This is a genomic window from Pseudoalteromonas sp. (assembly GCF_041613455.1).
Lineage (GTDB): Bacteria > Pseudomonadota > Gammaproteobacteria > Enterobacterales > Alteromonadaceae > Pseudoalteromonas.
In genome coordinates this window covers 1-20,198 of the sequence record NZ_JBFJHD010000021.1, presented here as the reverse complement: position 1 = coordinate 20,198, position 20,198 = coordinate 1, and the positions used below count along the sequence as shown (strand labels likewise).

The following is a 20,198-nucleotide window of genomic DNA, read 5'->3' as shown; positions in this document are numbered from 1 at the left end:
TGTTACCCCATATTAAGACAGGGTAACATCCCGTTTAAAGGTGAATAATACTATCTGCATTGCCATCGGGGTCGCCAGATGCTCTGCCATCGGTTGCAGGATTACCATTACGCATCATAATCACAGCACATGCCGCAGGAGAAGCCATTGAGGTACCCGACATCGTTGTCGTGCCTCCCCCCGCTTTTGTTGAAGTAATGCTCACACCTGGGGCTGCATAATCAACTGGTGGATTCCCGTAATTAGAAAAGCTCGCAAAGCGATCATTGGCATCGGTCGCTGAAATAGTAAATACGCGGTTACCTGATGCACTCGCCGGTGAAACATTCTCCGCATGCTGGCTTTCATTGCCTGCAGCTACCACAAAAAATGCACCCGATTGCTGTGCTGCAGCTGCCACCGCATCATTGAGCTCTTGGTTAAACCCTCCCCCTAAGCTCATATTTGCACAATCACCCGCGCTTGCATTAGCGCCTACATGATCAATACCCGCTAACACACCAGACCAACTACCCGATCCTCTAGCATTTAACACCTTGACCGGGATCACGTTTGCGCCAGCAGCAACACCCACTACATCAATGTTATTGTTAATTGCGGCAATTGTTCCTGCGACATGCGTACCATGACCATTTTTATCATCCATACCGGCATCACGACCAGAAGTAAATGCAGTATAACCACGGCTTGCATCAACATTCAGATCGGGATGATCAAGGTCTATCCCTGAATCTAATACCCAAGCATTATAGCCAGTACCATCAACCGGCCCACCAACACGTGCTACACTCCAAGGTGTTGACTGACTTTGACTGCCACCTCCACCTGAGCCTGGTTTTTTACCTTTTGGATTTGCATACACAACACCATCGGGAGTAAAGCGCAACACATCATTATTGCCCTGAAAAGCCACTTTCGCTTTTTCACAGCTCATATTAACTGCCATGCCTTTAATTGAGTGCTTATATATATGTTTTGCTTGTGCATTCGCTTTAGCAACCATGCCACGTGCTTTGCCTTCAACATCAAATTTTGAAATTGAATCATTAAAACGCACGATACATGTATTTGCTATTTCAATATCTTGTAATGCACCAGAGTGCGTTGGTTGAGACGCTGCAACGTAACTAGACGTTAGCGCAAATGAAATGGCGAGAGTCAGCATTTTTTTATTCATATGTAATCCTGTATTTTTTATTATTTAATTATCAACCGAAAGTTAACAATAGAAGTGTAGACAATCATCCTGAAAGGAAAAGCAAGAAGGGCAGCCAATTAATGGTTTTTTGTAAAATAATCATTACAGGTAGGGTAGGTACACTAGCTACCTCCCCTTCATGGTTAGACGTTACCCATTACAAACAGGGCTGTTTTAATCTTATTTAATTCTAACCAGCAATAGTAAATTACCAGCGTTTGGGAATGATGCGTTATGCTCTTATTGCGACTCGCGTTTCTTAATTGTGTTACCTGCTAATTAGCTTAGGTATAATGATCTATTTAGGCTGAATAATTAGCCCTTTAACCTGGATATCCACGATGAAAAAACTCTCTAAAGTGCAGCTAAAACAGCAAGCATTAGTGCTTAATGTTGCCGATACTCTCGAAGAGCAAGGCCGCGCTGAATTATCCGGCATGTTGCAATGCTGGTTTGACGTAGAATATCACTTATTTCCAAGCTCCTTACTACTGTGCTTTCAATTTGACAGCGAGCAAGCCTTAGCTGCAGCAAAACCAGAGTTACTAAAGTGGCAAAAGCGCTTAAGTGCCGCAATGCTTAAAAAAGGCGTTATTTTAAAAGATATGCGTAAACATTTAGTATTTACATTAGAAGCACCTGATAGCTAAATCAGATTTATTATTGAGGATAAAAATAAAAGTAGCTTCGGGGATTAAACTCCCCAGCTATAAAGTATAAAGCCCAGGGGTATTTTTAGCATTTTCAAGATTAAACTGATTAACATGCTCAATCAGCTCTGGGAAAAACACTAAATTATATAAAAAACAAGCGGTTATGGAGGTGTCAGCTCTAATGTACGACAACGCTCACGAATGCGTTTGATAATAGCAACATATATATGCTCAGGGAGCGATGTGCGAAAACCACTATCGATAGCTTTAAGCACTTTAGCTTTAAGTATTTGTATCTGTTTTTCTACCATAAGCATAGGTAAACCGATATTAACACCCAGCTGTACAAAGTCCTCTTTTGTATAAAATCCAAAGATATTATAAGCATCGCTAAAATCGCCCCCATCGCCTTCTTCAATTGCAAGCACGCCAAAAGACATAAAACACGCCCTGTCGAATACAGGATAAGGCGCCAAACTCAACATATCGTACATGGGCGTAACTAAGTCCATAATGCCGTTGCTTTTATGAAGCTTTCTTAGCATTGAGAAATTTTTTAAATGTAGATCATTGTTACCAACTATGTGGCTGAATACAACTTGCAAAAACAGTTTTAGCGTAACCGCTTTACTGTTACCTGCACAGCGAGATAACTTAATTAGTACGCTCTCGTAACTCAAAGCATCGCTGTCTTTGTTTTTAGGATGAACTTGACACAGCGATGCCCCGTCTTCAATAAAATAGCGCTGTTGCTCATCGATAATATCAAAACGTTTGGTTACGTAAGCAAGCTCCCCAGATTCAAAAGGTATCAGTCCGCAATCAGCAACATCAAAGCCAATTTCTTTTGCCAATTGCATAATAAAAAATTCGTTTTCAGGTAAGTGAGGGGCTGCTTCTGGTGCCGGTTTAATAATATATTGTCCGCCTGATGTCGTAGGTATTAGCTGCTTCCCTTCTAACTTCATCAGTAGCTTACGCTGCACACCAGATATCGACTGCCCATTAGCATGATCAACTGCATAGTCATTAAAATTAGAGGGTGAACCAATAATAGTTACTCCTCGCTGACTCAACGTATTAGCGTCAGCTATAGGAACTTTGATCGACTGACGCCCACTTAAAGTTGATACTTTATCTGCGACAATAGAAACAGCACCAATTAACTCTTTGCCATTAGCACACAGCAAACCAAATTCATCACTTTTATCGAGTCTTGATTTTTCTGCTTGATGTTTACGCAGCCAACCCTCTGATAATAAGTTAGTAAAAAAGGGAGGGAGAATATCAAAGCAAAACGGCTCACTTGTTAGTGGAAAGTGATGTCCAATTGGTGCGCCTTGGGTTAAGTAGTTTTCATCATAGGTAAAAATATACTCCTCTTTACCGGATAAAGTTTGCTCTCTATATTCAACCAAATCACCTGCCCTGACGCTGTTAACAAATACCGTCGCTCTGCGATTAACTTCCATTACATCTCCCTACCAGTAACTGATAGTCCCCTAATACACATAAAATAGATTCAATGGTTGATCGTTTAGCTGAGCCTGGGCTGTTATACGCTTTATAAAGAGTTGCTTTGCTAATAGATGCAAGTTCGCAAAATATATCTACCGTGATGCTATTATCTTTGCAATATTGATTAACGCGCTGCTTCATCTCTGATAAAGGAAAGATTTCATCGTGGTTAGGTTGCAAAAACTCCACTCGCTCTATTTCTTGCAATAGCGTTAAAACCTGTTGTTTCAACGTATATAAGTTACTCATTATCTTCGACTCTTAAATTAACAGTTCAAATAAACGAACTAAAAACACAATAAGTCTACTATAGTAAACAAAACCCAAAAAGCAACCTAATAAGTTCACTATAATAAACTCAAGATATAAAAAGTATAGTATAGGAATCTAAATCACTCAAAAAAAATTAAAAGTACACAAAGAGAAACTAACAAAGAAAAAAGTACGCTAAAATAAACTATAAATCTGAGTGAAATGAAAAGTTAAAACCTAAAAAGCGTGTAAGGCGCAGTTTGTTACGCGTGCTCAAGATTAAACTGATTAACATGCTTAATCAGCTCTGGGAAAAATGCGACAAACATAGCATCTAGTTCAGTGTAATGGCGGGCTATATCTTCAACAGCACCAGCAAAGGTATTAGTAAAGCGAATGCGCTTGGCTATATTATCAAGTGCTAGCCCCACCCCATCAAGGGTTTCGTACTCTTTAAACCAATCGTTGTCGGTCATGTGTTTTACCACATGCTGCATTCGTGGCGGCATTACTGGCAGGCGCTTATGTAACAGCGCAAAGCTAGTGTGCTTAAAGTCGTTTAATGGCTGTCGATTATATTTCTGCCAATGCTGAATAAGAAAATGATCAAATAGTACATCAATAGCCACCCCCGCAAAGCGCCGACGCTTGGGTGAAAAAAGCTGTTTAGCTTCTTTTACTAAAGGATGTGCGTCAGTAAATTTATCCACCAAATAATGATTATCGAGCGCCTTGGTTACCGTCACTGGCAATTGCCCTACAAGCCTGCGACCACCAAAATCCCCCAGCAAATTACCAAACTGCGAGTCGGCTGTAGGCTGTGCTAAATATAGGTGCGCTAAATAATTCAAGGTATTCTCGAGCTGGGTTAATACTGTGCAAATCATAACGCAGTTTTAGCTAAAATTCATTGCAGAGCAGTTTTGGGCTTTGAGCTTTGAGCTTTGAGCTTTGAGCTTTGAACTTTGAGCTTTGAACTTTGAGCTTTGAACTTTGAGTGTCACTGATGCACTTAAGTGCGATTACATTACAGTATGTGATTTTTCACCAAGAGCCCCAGAGTTGCAGCCCCACAGAGGTGTACGCAAGTGCAAACCAGTTCAACGCGATTCTACTGACGACAATCTCGTCCAATTACAATTGTATTTCTGTAATTCAGTAACCAGTCAGCGCATTTTTGCTATTAATATCGCAGCATTTTTCGGTACTGCCTGAGTCATTAAAGCCTTGCGTGTGCTTCGCTATTAAATGCCATCTTTAAATATAACCAAGGCAAGTTATGCATTATGACAACGATTTTTTTAAGCCACTCACAACAAGCTGCATTACAACAGGCGCTTATCAGCAACAAGCTACTAAACAGTTACTCATTAAAGTGTGATAACGCGCCGTCTGCGGAGCAACAAACTTATAGCTTAATTGCTGTAATGCTATATCGCTTTAAAAAACAAAAAATAACATGGTCATCTTTTTTAACAACAGCCACCAATGCAGCTAACAGCGTATGTCCATGGTTAGCCAGTGAACTTGTTAGATGCCAACAAACCTACCAAGCTCAGCCTAATGACAGCGTAATTAGCCAGCAAAGCGCATTTATATCCGGTATTTTTAGTGAAGAGCTCGCCTACATTGACGCGTTACTAGAAAGTGATGTCCAAGGTGCGGTATAAGCCACGGCAAACGGCTCAAAGTCAGCCATTAAATCAACTTTGGCAAAGGTTAACATGCTCATAAGCAAATGCTTAACCAAACTTATTCATAAGTTTTTAGCGGTAATGAAAACCTTGAATGCACTTATCCAAGGCTAAACTCACATGCAACTTATGCGGTGCTAAGCTGTAATTTAAGTGACTTTTACTGCTAAGTTAAAACGAGACTCTGTGTATAATTTACTTTTTACCACATCTGCCAATATGGTTACCGCATTCCATATATCTTCAAATGAGGTATAAAGCGGTGTAAAACCAAAGCGTAATATATTGGGCGCACGAAAATCGGCGATCACGCCTTTTTCAATCAGCGCTTGGCAAATGGCAAAAGCGTCAGCGCGTGAAAAAGCCAACTGACTCCCCCTTTGCTCAGCAATTTCCGGTGAGCACAACTGCAAATTATGCAAACAATCATGCGTGTTCATAATGCTTATAAAGGCATTACTTAAAGCGATAGACTTACGCCTAACCTCTACCATATCAACATCATGCCATACATCTAAAGCCGCATCGAGAGCACTCATTGCTATCACGCTGGGTGTACCACATTGAAATTGGTTAATATTGCTTGCGGGCTGATAATCTTTGCTAAATGCAAAGGGCTTGGCGTGGCCCATCCAGCCCGATAATGGTTGCTTAGCGGCTGCTTGATGACGCTTAGCAACATACAAAAAAGCCGGTGCTCCTGGCCCACCATTTAAATACTTATACCCACACCCCACAGCAAAATCTACTTGGCAGTTATCAAGCTCAACCGGTATGGCACCTGCACTGTGGGCGAGATCCCAAATAACCAAAATTCCTTTTTCATGCGCAAGACGGGTCAACTTTTCCATATCGAGTAATTGCCCTGTTCTAAAATTAACTTGGGTTAATAAAAGCACCGCCACTGAATCTGTCAGGTTTTGTTCAATTAATTGCTCTTCTACTAGCTGAAGTTGGCATTGCTCCGTGCCTAATAAGTCACTTAGTCCTTGCACCATGTATAAATCTGTTGGGAAATTATCGCGTGTCGACAACACCACGCTGCGCCCCGAGTTAAATGACAAAGCACAGCTTAATAACTTAAATAAATTAACCGATATAGAATCGCCGCAAATCACTTGGCCTTTGGCGGCGCCTATAAGTGGGGCTATTTTTTCACCCACACGTGTTGGCAGATCTATCCAATGATGATCATTCCAGCTTCTAATTAAATGGTTTCCCCACTGCTCAGCAACAACCTCAGCCACTCTAGGTTTTACTGCTTTAGGCAGTGCACCGAGTGAATTACCATCTAAATAGAGTATATTTTCCGGTAGAGCAAATTCCTGGCGTTTGTTAGCTAAAGCATCTGCTTTATCTAACGTTATAATTTCATTGAAATTCATTTTATATCTCAGTTAAATTTTGTATTAGCGTAGCAACTGCCAAAGAGCCTGGGTGTATCCAATCAAAATGGCCCACACCATCCAGCATAATCACCGTACGATTTAGTTTGTTTAACTCATAAGCAGGTACCACAGTGTCTTTATTGCCATGTAAAATCACACTATTAGCATGCAAAGGCTGTTCACTTGGGTTCGCCAATGTATATTCCAGCGGTTTCTCTTCGGGCATCCCTTGCATAAAGTCTTTGGTGGCTTGTTGGCAGCTATTTTCACCGTTAGCATACGCTTTTATATCGGTAATAGCAGCGAGCCCTATTACGGCTCTCAACTCACTAAACACACCACCAGCAAGCAATGCCAAGTGCCCCCCAGCTGAATGCCCTACCGCCACCGCTTCGGCTAGATTAAACTCGCCCTGGTTATAACTACTTGCAGCATGGATCCCCGCTTTAATATCATCAAAAGTAGTAGGCCAGCCTCCACCTGTCGCACCGCTTCGGCGGTATTCCAACGACCATACATTGAACCCTTGTTGCGCTAATGCAGTACTGAGTGGGTAGGTGTGCTTAATGTCATAGCTACTCAACCAACAACCGCCGTGAATCAAAATAACCAGAGGTTGGCGCTGCCTATTATGTGCAACTTGTTTTGCCCGCCACAACAATGCGAACTGGCTATCGGTTGTGCCATAAGCTATTTTTTCATCCGCCTCGCTAAACATTAATGCGGCCACTTTAGAGTAAGGCACATTATTTTCAACAGCCGGAAAACTGACGACTGTTTCAGTCGAAGCAACACCAAACGAGAGCATACTAATAAATATAATTAACAACCTATGCAAAATAATGAACTTCCAAAATCAAAACTGTACTAAAAGTACAGTGTCCGCCCATCGAATACAAGGCAATGAGCATAACTCCATCGCCTAATAAATAAACTACTTTTAATATACAAAATGAAGTTGAATTTTTACACTAAGGAGGGGTAGCTGCGGCCCTAAAGCCGCAATATTGAGGTGTGATTAATTCTGATTAACTGCCCGTTTTTAAATGTTCTTTGCTATTAACTCGGCTTTCAATAGACCGCCTTTAGTTAACAACTTAGGCGCAAAGCTTGGATTACGTTTTGACTTGTAAGCATCAAGTATTAATTTAAGGCCATGTGCTTCAAGTAATGAAATATTCACTTCGGTATCCATCTCGGCAGACTCAATAAAATCATCGGAAAAGCTAGGGGCGATTATCAATACCTGTGCTACACGTTTACCTTGGTTTTCAGCACGGGTTACATAAGCTTTTACTTGGCGTGAGGTTGTTGAGTACTTTGCAAAATCACCATTTTTACAGGTTTTTGCTTCCCCAATAATTATATCGTTATCACTAAGAGAAATGACAATGTCGGCTTTATCTTTGCTGGTGTTGAGGTCTTTACGCAGATCTTCGTCAATATTAAGCTCTAACAGTTCAAAAATAGCCTTGGTAACTTCTTCAAACTTAACGCCAATATCGGCTTCAATTACATCGGCGCCGGCTTCTTTTAACGCATTGATGTCACGACGTGCTAATGCATCATAATTTTCGATAAGTTTATCTGTTGCGTTTGCAAAGCTTTCTAAAATAGCAAAGCGAGGGTTGCCACGTTTAGATAACCCCATACTATCGCGCACTTCTTTTACTTCATCATTTGACAGTAAGTATAAAATATCGTGTGGCGTAATACTTAAAGCGCGCAGCTTCTCGGTGTCTATTATTTCATTTGCTTCAAGCTCAAATGCTTCTTTAAGCACGACTTGCATAGTGGGAAAGTGTTCTTCCAGTGTTTTTAAAAGTTGTTTAAAACCGCTAGCGCTCAGCGAATCAAACTCTTTTTCTGTGGCGCCTGACAATGAAGATAGTATTAAACCTATACGCTCATCTAAAGTAGTGCCTAATTTTTCAGTGTCAATTTCTAAGTCTTGTATCAGCTGTTTTAAACGTTCTTTACGTTGATTTTGGTTATCTTCAATATTATGAATATCATCCGATAGTAATTTAGCAGCGCTAATTCCTGAATGAATAATTGTTTGAATTTTATCGGTGCGGCTTACGCTTCTAATTTTACGGCCATGGGCTTTAAGTGCATTCGAAAGCTCTGCATCAGTGAGCGTTCTGAGTATTCTGAGTACATATTTATCAGCTAAGTCTTTGCCTTGAATCTCATTCAGTAAAGTTACAATTTCATCTGGAATAAATACTTCTTGGCGCTTTTTACTGATAAATAATAGACCCATATCCCTAAGACAATTTAAAGCATCTAGCACACCATTTTGAGGGATCACATCCACTAAGTGCTCTACTGCGGCGCATTCATCCGTCGTAAGGTTTAACTCATTAGAAAGCACGTTGAGAATACTGCGCTCATCATCAGTCACTTTAGCATCGCGGTTGTTTTTTTCGTCATTAAAGTAGGCTTCTTGCATACACGCATGATAAATTTTTAATGCACGATTTCTTTCTAAAACCCCCTCTACCGAGCCTTGTTGAATACACTCTTTAAGCTCTTTCGATAGCTTTGATAGTTCAGCCCATTCTTTTTCGTAAAGCGTTTCAATCCAGCTGATCCTTGCAACTCCATTACCATCACGGCTTAGAATGTTCACCAACAAATTAAGCTGTGCGCTACTCATTAGAATTTGCTCTTTTACTGAGTTTTTAAAAAACTCCCGAACGGTATTAAATAATTGAGTTATCTCACTGCCTGAGGCATTTTTGATTTGACCGTCGATATTATCGATTGTTTTAGCTAGTTTTTTATTATTTTTAGCCGCATCAGTGCATAAACGATCGAGGCATGAAATGAATTTTGATTTTTCTACTTGATTAACAATTGATAAAACTTGATTAAGTTTCATAGTATAGAGTTCCTTCTCATTATGTGATTACTAACCTAACAGTTAATTATTATTTCAGCAACACACGTCACTTAACACCAGATTAAATAACAATATTAACTAATAAATAGCGATGAATTATAAACACCACCCTCACGTTTAACACCCTCCCTCCCCCCGTCATCACGCCCTTAAAATAAGCAATTAATGAGTAATGTCGCGCATGGATGCGCGATAAGGCGAAACTAGGCCATGGATGGCCTATCTTCGCTGTTTACGTTCACATCAATTAATTATTTGAAGGATTAAGCGTGATGCTCGGGGCGTCGTGGGGTTCCAAGGGGCGGTCGGCGGTAGCCGCCCCTTGGTTACCGCCAGCAATCTGGCAAAAAACCTTGAATAAGGTTTCTAATATTTAAAAAGCGCGAAAGGCATCCACATTATCGGTGATGATAACCTCAAACACCTATTCAAATACTTATTCGGGCTGCCGTCCGCGCGCCAGCAAGCTGTGCGTCTACAATGTTTAAACACGCACAAAAAAGCCGCTGCATTGCTGCAACGGCTTTTATAATTTTTATAAATTTCCACTCTACAGTGGAAATTTTTTCAAAAATTAATCGCGGTATGTCTCTACCGCTGGGCAACTACAAATTAAGTTACGGTCGCCGTACACGTCATCAATGCGTGTGACGGTTGGCCAGAACTTGTTTTTAGCCACTGCAGGCACTGGGAATGCGGCGTAGAAACGGTCGTACGCTCTATCCCACTCGTTACCTAGTACATCGCCTTGGGTGTGCGGTGCAAACACTAACGGGTTGTTTTCGATTGACCATTCGCCAGAGATTACTTTGTCGATTTCGCTCTTAATTGACACCATTGCTTCGATAAAGCGGTCAATCTCAACCTTAGACTCAGACTCAGTAGGCTCAATCATTAACGTGCCCGCTACTGGGAACGACATAGTAGGTGAATGGAAGCCGTAGTCTTGCAAACGCTTCGCTACGTCCATTTCAGTAATACCCGATAGCTCTTTCAGCGGACGCAAGTCAACTATACACTCATGCGCAACACGGTTGTTACGGCCACGGTATAAAATTGGGAAGTGCTTGCTTAGCTCGTGCGTTAAGTAGTTAGCATTTACAATCGCCATTTCAGTGGCTTGTTTTAAGCCTTCTGAACCCATCATGGTAATGTACGCCCACGAAATAGGTAAAATAGACGCTGAGCCGTATGGCGCTGCCGATACCGCACCGTTGCCTTCGTTAGTACCTGGTACGTTAATAACGCTATGGTTTGGCATAAATGGCGCAAGGTGCGATTTAACACCAATTGGGCCAACACCTGGACCACCGCCACCGTGTGGAATACAGAAGGTTTTATGCAAGTTTAAGTGCGATACGTCTGAACCAATAAAGCCTGGGCTCGTTACACCCACTTGGGCGTTCATGTTCGCGCCGTCCATGTAAACTTGGCCGCCGTGCTGATGAATAATGTCACAAATTTCACGAATTGTTTCTTCGTATACGCCGTGTGTAGACGGGTAAGTGATCATAATACACGAGAGGTTTTCTGATACCGCTTCTGCTTTCGCTTTCAGATCAGCCATATCAACGTTACCGTTTTTATCACAATCAACCACCACAATTTTCATGCTGGCCATTTGTGCCGATGCAGGGTTAGTACCGTGCGCTGAACTTGGAATTAAACACACGTTACGGTGTGCATCACCGCGTGACTCGTGGTATTTACGAATCGCGATTAAGCCGGCGTATTCACCTTGTGCACCTGAATTTGGTTGCAGTGAAACCGCATCGTAACCGGTAATGTTTACTAACCAGTCATGCAGTTCGCCCATCATGATTTGGTAACCCTCTGCTTGATCTAACGGGCAGAATGGGTGCAAGTTTGAAAATTCAGGCCAAGTAACCGGGATCATCTCAGCGGTCGCGTTTAGTTTCATGGTACATGAACCTAACGAGATCATTGAGTGGTTAAGCGCTAAATCTTTATTTTCTAGACGCTTAATATAACGCAGCATTTCAGTTTCGCTGTGGTACGAATTAAAGTTAGGGTGCGTTAACACTTCGTCATCGCGCTCTAGGCTTGCTGGAATTGACGTGCTGCCGTTGTTTTCAATTTCGGCGGCAAGTGCATCAACACTCAGACCATGGCCTTCGCCTAATACAATATCAAATAACTGTGCTACATCGGCACGCGTAGTGGTTTCTGATACCGCAATTGAGTATTCGCCATCGCGGTTAGTGGCAAAGTTAACACCGTTTGCTAGGGCACGAGCAACTACTTCAGCTTTATTGTCGCTAACAACCGTTAGCGTATCAAACCAAGTGTTGTGTTTAAGGCTTATGCCTTTTGCTTGTAGGCCTGCCGCTAAAATATCGGCAAAACGATGAATACGCTGCGCAATGGTTTTTAAACCTTGTGGGCCATGGTACACCGCGTAAAACGCCGCCATGTTAGCTAATAGTACTTGTGCGGTACAAATGTTTGAGTTGGCTTTGTCGCGACGAATATGTTGCTCACGCGTTTGCATCGCCATACGTAGTGCATCATTACCTAAGCGGTCTTTAGATACACCAATAATACGCCCTGGTAATGAACGTTTGTACGCGTCACGCGTAGCAAAAAATGCCGCATGTGGGCCACCGTAACCCATAGGGACACCAAAACGTTGCGCCGAGCCAAGTACTACGTCAGCACCTAATTTACCCGGTGCTTTTAATAGTAATAAACTCATAATGTCGGCAGCAACACAGGCAATCGCCTTTTTGCTTTGTACGCCAGCAATCAGGTCTGTAATGTCTACTACTTCACCCGTTGTTGATGGGTATTGGAATAACGCACCAAAAATATCATGGTTAACGGCATCAGCCGCTTTACCAACAATAATTTCAAAACCAAACTGCTCGGCACGGGTACTTACCACGTCAATTGTTTGCGTGTGTACGTCGTCGGCAATAAAAAATGTATTGGCTTTTTTTGCTTTAGATACACGTTTTGCAAGACCCATGGCTTCGGCAGCCGCGGTTGATTCGTCAAGTAATGACGCACTGGCTAAATCGAGGCCAGTTAAATCTAAGGTCATAGTTTGGAAATTTAATAACGACTCTAAACGCCCTTGAGCAATTTCTGGCTGGTACGGTGTGTACGCAGTATACCAACCCGGGTTTTCAAGTACATTACGTAAAATAACGTTTGGCACATGAGTTGGGTGGTAGCCTTGACCTATGTAAGATTTGAACACTTTATTTTTGCTGGCTACCGACTTTAAGTAGCTTAATGTTTCAACTTCAGTGCGGCTTGCGCCCACTGTTAAAGGTTGTTCAAGGCGAATACCTGCAGGTACAGTTTGACCGATCAGCTCTTCAACACTCGATACTTCTAGAGCGCTTAGCATATCGCTTACTTGCGCTGGGCTTGGCCCAATGTGACGGCGAATAAAATCTTGCGTTTGCTCTAATTGCTCAAGAGATTTGGCGTTTGACATGTGTCCAGATTCCTATGATCCAAAAAATGTAATTATTGCTAATGGGTAACCAACAATAACTTAAAATTTATATGATTTAATAACTTACAATGTATGGATAGGTAAGCGGTAAAATCATAAAAGCCCCATTTTAAAACTATAAACAGGGCTTTTAACAGTTGCTACAAAAAGTGCTTACTCTTCGTCGATGCTGTGTGCGTAACCTTCTGCATCTAATAAGTTTTCTAACTCAGATGCATCAGTTGCTTTAATGCGGAATAACCAGCCGTCACCAAACGCGTCGTTGTTAACGGTTTCTGGTGCGTCTTCTAGCTCTTCGTTAATCGCGACAATTTCGCCGGTAATCGGTGCGTAAATGTCTGACGCCGCTTTTACCGATTCAGCAACCGCACATTCTTCGCCAGCGTCTACTTCGTCGCCTACTTCTGGTAACTCTACAAACACCATGTCGCCAAGTAGTTCTTGTGCATGTTCTGTAATACCTACAGTAAACGTACCGTCGCCTTCATCGCGAACCCACTCGTGTGAAGGTGCGTACTTTAACTCACTAGGGATATTGCTCATTTTGTTTGTCCTTTGGTTTATATTGGGTGATAGCACCAAAATTAAATTTATTTATACTTTAAAGTAATGATTTACCGTTACGTACAAAGCCAGGTTTAACTACTTTAACGGTTACTAATTTTTTACGCATTTCTACTTGGGCGGTGTCGCCCGTTGAACGAGGAACACGGGCAAGTGCTACACTGTAGCCCAATGTTGGCGAGAATGTGCCCGAAGTAATTACGCCTTCGCCACCCTCAACAATCACTTTAGAACCGCTGCGTAATACGCCTTTTTCTTCAAGCACTAGGCCTACTTGTTTATGTGTGCTTTTTTCTGCGCGCTGTTTAACTAAAACATCACGGCCAATAAAGTCACGCGTTTCTGGCTCCCATGCAATGGTCCACGCCATATTAGCAGCGAGTGGAGATACACTTTCGTCCATATCTAAACCGTAAAGGTTCATTCCCGCTTCTAAACGTAGCGTATCGCGTGCACCTAAACCAGCAGGTTTCACACCAGCATCAAGTAGTTTTTGCCATAAGTCGGCGGTTTGCTCACTCGGCGCCACAATTTCATAACCGTCTTCGCCAGTATAACCCGTTGTGGCAATAAATAAATCACCTGTTTGCACACCAAAGAATGGCTTCATGCCCTCAACTGCAGCATTTTGTTCGGCTGTTAATATGGTTGCCGTTTTAGCTTTTGCGTTAGGGCCTTGCACAGCAATCATGCCAAACTCAGGGCGCTCTGTAATCGTGACGTCAAAATCACCTGATACATTAGCTAAATGCGCTAAATCTTTTTCACGCGTAGCTGAATTCACCACTAAACGATAAGACGTGTCGCTGAAAAAATAAATAATAAGATCGTCAATTACCCCACCTTGCTCATTAAGCATAGGTGTGTATAGCGCTTTACCGGCCACCGTCAGTTTAGCAACATCGTTGGCTACTAACTTTTGTAAAAATGCTTTTGCTTGCGCACCTTCAATGTCAACAATGGTCATGTGTGAAACGTCAAACATGCCAGCATCGTTGCGCACTGCGTTGTGCTCTTCTATTTGCGAGCCATAGTTAATTGGCATTTCCCAGCCGTGAAAATCAACCATTTTAGCGCCCGCTTCAAGGTGCTTTGCATAAAGTACAGTTCTAGAAGTCATAATATTCCTTCACTTTTAAATTAACCCAGTAGTTTGGGCGTGGCCTCAAATTAACGAGGGGGAATAACATGGCAAGGTATTACCTGCCAAATTGCAATTAAAAACAGCTAACTACTAATAGCTAGCTGTATTGACACCCAAAAGGGTTAATCTTTTACGCGGCTTTACCTTGAATCAGCGTAAAGCCTAGGTTTTGCAGGTGCTGCTGCCATTTTTTTAGTTCGCTGGCTTTAGCCACCAGCACAAACTGTTGTTGCTGGTTTTTATCCAGTGCGGTAATAAATACTTCGCCACTTTGTGCACCGTAACATAATTGCGAGTCTGAAAGGCGTAACCCTGGGGTTAATTTAAACGCCTCTACTAATGCATCAAACGCATCGCTGCCGCTTAAACTTAAGGTTGCAAGATCGCTACGCACTACGTAGTCGATATCAAAACGCAGTTGTTGCTCGTTCATTAGTGCTTGTAATTGCAGGCTGGCTTGGTGTGGTAACACAAAACGAAACGCGGTTTCGCTAAAGTAATAAACAGCGTAGCTATAGTCTGAATTTAGGTCGCCATCTAAGGTGCCAATAAAACCTAAACCACTGGTGGTTAATTTTGTTAAATCGTGGCCTAAAATAGTGCTTAAAAACACCGTGGCTTCAGTGCCGCTAAAATCTATTACAACCTGCTCGTTGTTAGCTTGCAAAGAGTTTAAAACCGCGCTGTTAGCGTTGCTATGGCGGGCAAACATAATGGGGCTAAAAGTCATAACAAACACCTATCAAACTATAATAACAAAAGTATATTGCTCCCGCTGTACAACAACAAATTGTAATTATTAATCAATTGATAAATAATGCTTATATATATAGCGATATTTATTGTGATTTTAAATATGAAAAACATTTCAACCGACAGTTTACGTACCTTTGTTATGGTTGTAGAAGCCAGCGGCTTCGCTAAAGCCGGCGACTTATTGGGCTTATCGCAACCTGCTGTTAGCTTGCAAATAAAGCGCTTAGAAGATTTGCTCGGTTATAAATTATTTAAAAAGCAAGGCCAACGCCAAGTGCTAAACCAGTATGGCGAATTATTACTGCCCATGGCTAAGCAAATGATGCAGCAAAACGACGCCATTTTGCAGTTGTTTACCTCAGAAAGTATTACCGGCAGAGTGCGCCTCGGCATTCCCAGCGAATTTGCGGCACGTATACTCCCCTCGATTATTGGTGACTTTGTGGCGTTATACCCTGAGGTATCACTGGAAGTAAAATCGCGCTTAAGTAAGCATTTACTTTCTGAGGAGCGCCAAGATCAATTTGATTTAGTACTGGCACTTAATGAACAACTCGACTCGGCTAAATTTCCTATTTTTAAGCAAGATCAACTCGTGTGGGTAGGCGACTTATCTTTAGCGCAACACGAAACCGTAACATTAGTCACCGCTCCCGAAGGCTGCATTTACAGACGCCGCGCTATGGAGGCACTCGAAAAAGCGGGCATTAAATACCGCATTGTGTATAGCAACGCCGATTTAACTGGGCTGATTGCCGCACTAAAAGAAGGCTTAGGCATTACCGTATTAGCCAAAAGCACTGTGCCTAACGAGCTAAATTATCAACTCAAAAGCAAGTTTTTACCGCCACTAGGTGATATTGGTATTAGCCTAGTAAAAACCGCCAGTGAGCCCGAAAGCGCAGTTTATAAATTGGCAGAATTTATCAAGCTACGCTTAGGTTAACCGCCCCTCAGGGCAGCTTTAAGCTGCCAATGCCTTATAATTAAAGTTATACAAATGCGTATTTAAAGTTATAAAAAAACCATATATGCAAAGGCTGAATAACATTGATTCTCATTCGTTAACGTGTTTAAATTGCGCCAATTAAGTTAATTGAACTATTTAGGACAATCAATGGCACATCAGTTTTTAGTATCTAGCTTAGCAACGGCAGTTGCCCTTTCTCTAAGCGCTGGCGCAGCAGCAAAAGATCTCGGTAAAGTTGAACGTAACTTTGAACAAATTACAGTTATTGGCTCACAACAAGCAATTAATGACATTCCCGGTTCGGCCACATTCATTTCAAATGAAGAACTAGAAAAATTTGAATTTACCGATATTTCTCGCGTTTTAGCTGCGGTTCCCGGTGTATACGTACAAGAAGAAGATGGCTACGGTTTGCGCCCCAATATTGGTATGCGTGGCACCGGCACTGGTCGTAACGACAAAATTTCGGTAATGGAAGACGGTGTATTAGTCGCACCTGCCCCTTACTCTGCACCCTCGGCTTATTACTTTCCAACCATGGGTCGTATGGAGTCAATCGAGGTATTAAAAGGCGCTGCATCTGTTAAGTATGGCCCACGTACTACCGGTGGTGTATTAAACTTAGTATCGCGCAGCTTACCTACCGAAGCGAATAGCTCAATGGGTATGTTAGATGCCGCCTTAGGCAGCGATGGCTACTATAAAGGCCATGCGTATTTCGCCAAAGAGAAAAATAATACCGCAGGTTTAATCGAAGTATTTAGTTACGGCGCAGACGGTTTTAAAGAGCTACCGGTAGGTAAAGACAACACCGGCTTTGAAAAAAATGACTTATTGTTAAAGTTTGGCCACACCTTTGGCGAAAACGACGCGCACAACCTTGAGCTAAAAGTGAAATACTCAGACGAAACATCTGACGAAACTTACATGGGCTTAACCGATGCTGATTACCAAGAAAATCCATACCGTCGTTATGCTGCGTCGCAAAACGATGAAATGAACACGCGCCACAATGCGTATCAATTAAACTATGCATACCGTTTTAATGACGGCTATGAATTATTAGCCACCGCCTACTTAAATGACTTTCACCGTAACTGGTACAAAGCAAGTAAAGTAAGCGAAAGCTATCTTGCGCAATACAGTGAGTTTGAAGCCAACCCAACCGCCGAAGGTCTTGAAGGCGTGGGTGTAAAAGCCAATAACCGCCACTACCAAGCGAAAGGCGTGCAGTCAGAATTACACATTCCAGCTGGTAACCACTACGTCACTGTAGGCGTGCGTTTCCACGAAGACGAAATGGATCGTTTCCAATGGGAAGACAAGTACACGCTTAACCAAGACCTAAGCATGACGTTAACCTCTCAAGGTATTCCAGGCTCTAACAGCAACCGTGTAGACAGCGCCACAGCACGTACGCTATTCATTCAAGACGAATGGACAATGGATGCATTAGTAGTAAGTGCGGGTCTTCGCTATGAAGACATTACCATTAAGCGTGAAGAGTGGGCAAAAACAGATCCAACTCGCAGCGAAGGCTTAACAAAAGACATTTCAAACGACACTGAAATTTTAGTACCGTCGTTAGGCGCAACTTACACTGTTAACGATAACATCACCCTACTTGCCGGCGTACAACAAGGATATGCACCAGCAGCACCGGGTAATGCTAATCAAGAAGAAGAGAAAAGCCTAAACATCGAGTTTGGCTCTCGTTATAACTTCAGCGGTATTAACGGTGAAATCATTGGTTTTTACTCTGATTACGACAACATGCATGGTAACTGTACGGCATCAGTGGGTTGTAGCGATGATAACATTGGCGACCAATACAACTACGGTGAAGTAGAAGTGTCGGGTGTTGAATTTAGCGCAGGCCACACATTTGCAACCAATAGCGTAAAACTACCTATTAAGTTAACTTATACTTACACCAACTCTGAGTTCAAAAACGATTTTGATTCAGAAATTTGGGGCACAGTAAGTAAAGGCGATGCAATGCCTTACGTACCAAAAAACCAAGTTGCGTTATCATTTGGTGCAGAATTTAATGCGTTGGTGATTAATAGCCAAATGCGTTACGTATCTGATGCCCACGCCAGCTTATCGCCTGCAGGCCTTAACGCTATCGATAGCCGTGTAGTGTGGGATTTAGCGGCTAAATACTTAATCGATGACAAGCAAAAAGTATATTTAACAGTAGATAACCTGTTTGATAAAACCTACATTGCGAATCGCGCCAATGGCGGTATTCAACCAGGTAAGCCACGTTCAATACAAATGGGTTACAGCTACAGCTTTTAACGTTAGCATTTAACCAACACAAAAAAGCCGAGATTGAATTTTCAATCTCGGCTTTTTTAATATTAATACGTTAGTTTAAAGCCACTTTTTAGCGATGAATTTTTGCTATAAAGCTTAGCTATGCACCGTACGTTGGCGTAATACTTCAAACAAACACACACCGGTGGCCACCGATACGTTTAAGCTAGATACCGTGCCAGCCATCGGAATTTTAACCAGTAAGTCGCAATGCTCTCGGGTTAAACGACGCATGCCTTCACCTTCAGCGCCCATCACAATAGCCATCGGCCCCGTTAGGCTTGCATCAAATAATTGATTATCGGTTTCGCCAGCGGTGCCCACTACCCAAACGCCAGCATCTTTAATTTCGCGTAAGGTACGTGCAAGGTTAGTTACCTGAATAAGCGGTACAGTTTCGGCCGCGCCACAGGCTACTTTACGCGCTGTACCATTAAGCTTGGCAGAGCGATCTTTCGGTACAATCACAGCGTGCACACCGGCAGCATCGGCGCTACGTAAGCATGCGCCTAAGTTATGCGGATCGGTAATGCCATCCAGTACTAATAAAAACGGCGTGTCTTCGCGAGCAATAATTGCATCGAGATCTTTCTCGTTGTACGTTGGTGCGGCTTTTACATTGGCAATAATACCTTGATGCTGCTCGTCTTTTGACTTGTTATCTAATGCTTTACGTTGCATAAATTGTACAGAAATACCAAATTTACGTGCTTCTTCAATAATCGGAGTTAAACGTTTGTCGTCACGTCCTTTTAAGGCGTAAATTTCAATAAAACGCTCTGGCTCTTTTGCTAAAATTGCTTCAACAGAGTGAAAGCCAAAAATTAATTCATTACTCACGTTTTGTCTGCTCCTGAGCTATTACGTTTACGGGCGTTTTTGCCTGCTCTTTTAGGCTTTTTAACCGCCTTTTTCTTCGCTTTTTTCTTTACGCTACCATCTGCGGCTTTTACTGCCGACTTGCTAGCCGCTTTACCTTTGCTGGCAGGTTTTTTCTTGCCTTTAGGCTTATCATCGGCTGATGATTTTTTACCTGGCACTTTACCGGCCTTTAACTGCGCACGCACACTGGCTGGAGCATGTTCTGATTTACCCGCTCCTTTTGAACCGCGACGGCGTGCGTACCTATCTTGGGCTGCATCGCCTTTCAACGTTAAGTTAATGCGGCGGTCTTCTAAACTTACTGACGCCACACTCACCGTTAGCTTATCGCCTAGGCGGTACACTTTATGCGTTTGTTCGCCAATTAAGCAGTGCTTAGCACCATCATAGGCAAAAAATTCGTTGCCTAAGTTCGCAACGTAGATCAACCCATCTATTTGTAAATCGTCTAAACGCACGAAT

At 42.3% G+C, this 20,198-nt stretch carries 16 protein-coding genes and 1 pseudogene; 4 read left to right on the top strand and 13 right to left on the bottom strand.

Going from position 1 to position 20,198, the window contains the following annotated elements; genetic code table 11:
* Window positions 1–34 precede the first annotated feature (34 nt).
* Complete coding sequence (locus tag ABYB02_RS04100) at window positions 35–1,177, bottom strand: S8 family serine peptidase (RefSeq protein WP_372761187.1); 1,143 nt, start codon at window positions 1,175–1,177, stop codon at window positions 35–37.
* A 362-nt stretch (window positions 1,178–1,539) separates the two neighbouring features.
* Between ABYB02_RS04100 and ABYB02_RS04095 the strand changes: the two genes are divergently transcribed.
* Window positions 1,540–1,848, top strand: coding sequence for a hypothetical protein (locus ABYB02_RS04095; RefSeq protein ID WP_372761186.1), 309 nt, complete (start codon window positions 1,540–1,542; stop codon window positions 1,846–1,848).
* Between the two features lie 164 nt (window positions 1,849–2,012).
* Here the strand turns inward: ABYB02_RS04095 and ABYB02_RS04090 are convergent, their stop codons facing one another.
* The 3 genes from ABYB02_RS04090 to ABYB02_RS04080 all read right to left on the bottom strand — a co-directional run bounded on the left by ABYB02_RS04090 (window position 2,013) and on the right by ABYB02_RS04080 (window position 4,472).
* On the bottom strand, window positions 2,013–3,323 hold the full coding sequence (locus ABYB02_RS04090; RefSeq protein ID WP_372761185.1) for a type II toxin-antitoxin system HipA family toxin: 1,311 nt from the start codon (window positions 3,321–3,323) through the stop codon (window positions 2,013–2,015).
* Entirely contained in the window at window positions 3,313–3,618 is a 306-nt protein-coding gene (locus ABYB02_RS04085) for a hypothetical protein (RefSeq protein ID WP_372761184.1), read from the bottom strand. The genes ABYB02_RS04090 and ABYB02_RS04085 overlap by 11 nt, the downstream gene beginning before the upstream one ends.
* 266 nt (window positions 3,619–3,884) lie before the next feature.
* Window positions 3,885–4,472, bottom strand: a complete 588-nt coding sequence (locus ABYB02_RS04080; protein ID WP_372761199.1) for an ACP phosphodiesterase — start codon at window positions 4,470–4,472, stop codon at window positions 3,885–3,887.
* A 435-nt stretch (window positions 4,473–4,907) separates the two neighbouring features.
* Here ABYB02_RS04080 and ABYB02_RS04075 point away from each other — a divergent pair, with 435 nt between their 5' ends.
* The gene (locus ABYB02_RS04075; RefSeq protein ID WP_372761183.1) at window positions 4,908–5,291 is read left to right on the top strand and encodes a hypothetical protein; all 384 of its coding nucleotides are present in this window, start codon (window positions 4,908–4,910) and stop codon (window positions 5,289–5,291) included.
* 173 nt (window positions 5,292–5,464) lie between these two features.
* On the opposite strand, the gene kynU is transcribed toward ABYB02_RS04075, so the two are convergent.
* The 7 genes from kynU to ABYB02_RS04040 all read right to left on the bottom strand — a co-directional run bounded on the left by kynU (window position 5,465) and on the right by ABYB02_RS04040 (window position 15,536).
* Complete coding sequence (gene kynU / locus ABYB02_RS04070) at window positions 5,465–6,700, bottom strand: kynureninase (RefSeq protein ID WP_372761182.1); 1,236 nt, start codon at window positions 6,698–6,700, stop codon at window positions 5,465–5,467.
* 1 nt (window position 6,701) lies between these two features.
* Window positions 6,702–7,511 carry an alpha/beta hydrolase family protein gene (locus ABYB02_RS04065; protein ID WP_372761198.1) on the bottom strand — a complete coding sequence of 270 codons (810 nt, stop codon included), beginning with the start codon at window positions 7,509–7,511 and terminating at the stop codon, window positions 6,702–6,704.
* A gap of 234 nt (window positions 7,512–7,745) precedes the next feature.
* Entirely contained in the window at window positions 7,746–9,590 is a 1,845-nt protein-coding gene (locus tag ABYB02_RS04060) for a hypothetical protein (RefSeq protein WP_372761181.1), read from the bottom strand.
* A 595-nt stretch (window positions 9,591–10,185) separates the two neighbouring features.
* Complete coding sequence (gene gcvP, locus ABYB02_RS04055) at window positions 10,186–13,077, bottom strand: aminomethyl-transferring glycine dehydrogenase (RefSeq protein ID WP_372761180.1); 2,892 nt, start codon at window positions 13,075–13,077, stop codon at window positions 10,186–10,188.
* Window positions 13,078–13,251: 174 nt separating this feature from the next.
* The gene (gene gcvH, locus ABYB02_RS04050) at window positions 13,252–13,641 is read right to left on the bottom strand and encodes a glycine cleavage system protein GcvH (protein WP_372761179.1); all 390 of its coding nucleotides are present in this window, start codon (window positions 13,639–13,641) and stop codon (window positions 13,252–13,254) included.
* A 58-nt stretch (window positions 13,642–13,699) separates the two neighbouring features.
* Complete coding sequence (gene gcvT, locus ABYB02_RS04045) at window positions 13,700–14,782, bottom strand: glycine cleavage system aminomethyltransferase GcvT (protein WP_372761178.1); 1,083 nt, start codon at window positions 14,780–14,782, stop codon at window positions 13,700–13,702.
* A 154-nt stretch (window positions 14,783–14,936) separates the two neighbouring features.
* Complete coding sequence (locus ABYB02_RS04040) at window positions 14,937–15,536, bottom strand: hypothetical protein (protein WP_372761177.1); 600 nt, start codon at window positions 15,534–15,536, stop codon at window positions 14,937–14,939.
* Between the two features lie 126 nt (window positions 15,537–15,662).
* Here ABYB02_RS04040 and ABYB02_RS04035 point away from each other — a divergent pair, with 126 nt between their 5' ends.
* Together ABYB02_RS04035 and ABYB02_RS04030 are read left to right on the top strand one after the other, a co-directional pair.
* Window positions 15,663–16,508 (top strand): LysR family transcriptional regulator, encoded by an 846-nt coding sequence (locus ABYB02_RS04035; protein WP_372761176.1) that lies wholly within the window; start codon window positions 15,663–15,665, stop codon window positions 16,506–16,508.
* Between the two features lie 171 nt (window positions 16,509–16,679).
* Window positions 16,680–18,836, top strand: a complete 2,157-nt coding sequence (locus ABYB02_RS04030) for a TonB-dependent receptor family protein (protein ID WP_372761175.1) — start codon at window positions 16,680–16,682, stop codon at window positions 18,834–18,836.
* A gap of 114 nt (window positions 18,837–18,950) precedes the next feature.
* Here ABYB02_RS04030 and rlmB read toward each other — a convergent pair whose 3' ends face one another.
* Both rlmB and ABYB02_RS04020 read right to left on the bottom strand, forming a co-directional pair.
* Window positions 18,951–19,694 carry a 23S rRNA (guanosine(2251)-2'-O)-methyltransferase RlmB gene (gene rlmB, locus ABYB02_RS04025; protein WP_372761174.1) on the bottom strand — a complete coding sequence of 248 codons (744 nt, stop codon included), beginning with the start codon at window positions 19,692–19,694 and terminating at the stop codon, window positions 18,951–18,953.
* A pseudogene (locus tag ABYB02_RS04020) lies at window positions 19,691–20,198 on the bottom strand (ribonuclease R); the annotation flags it as partial. The gene rlmB and the pseudogene ABYB02_RS04020, both read right to left, overlap by 4 nt.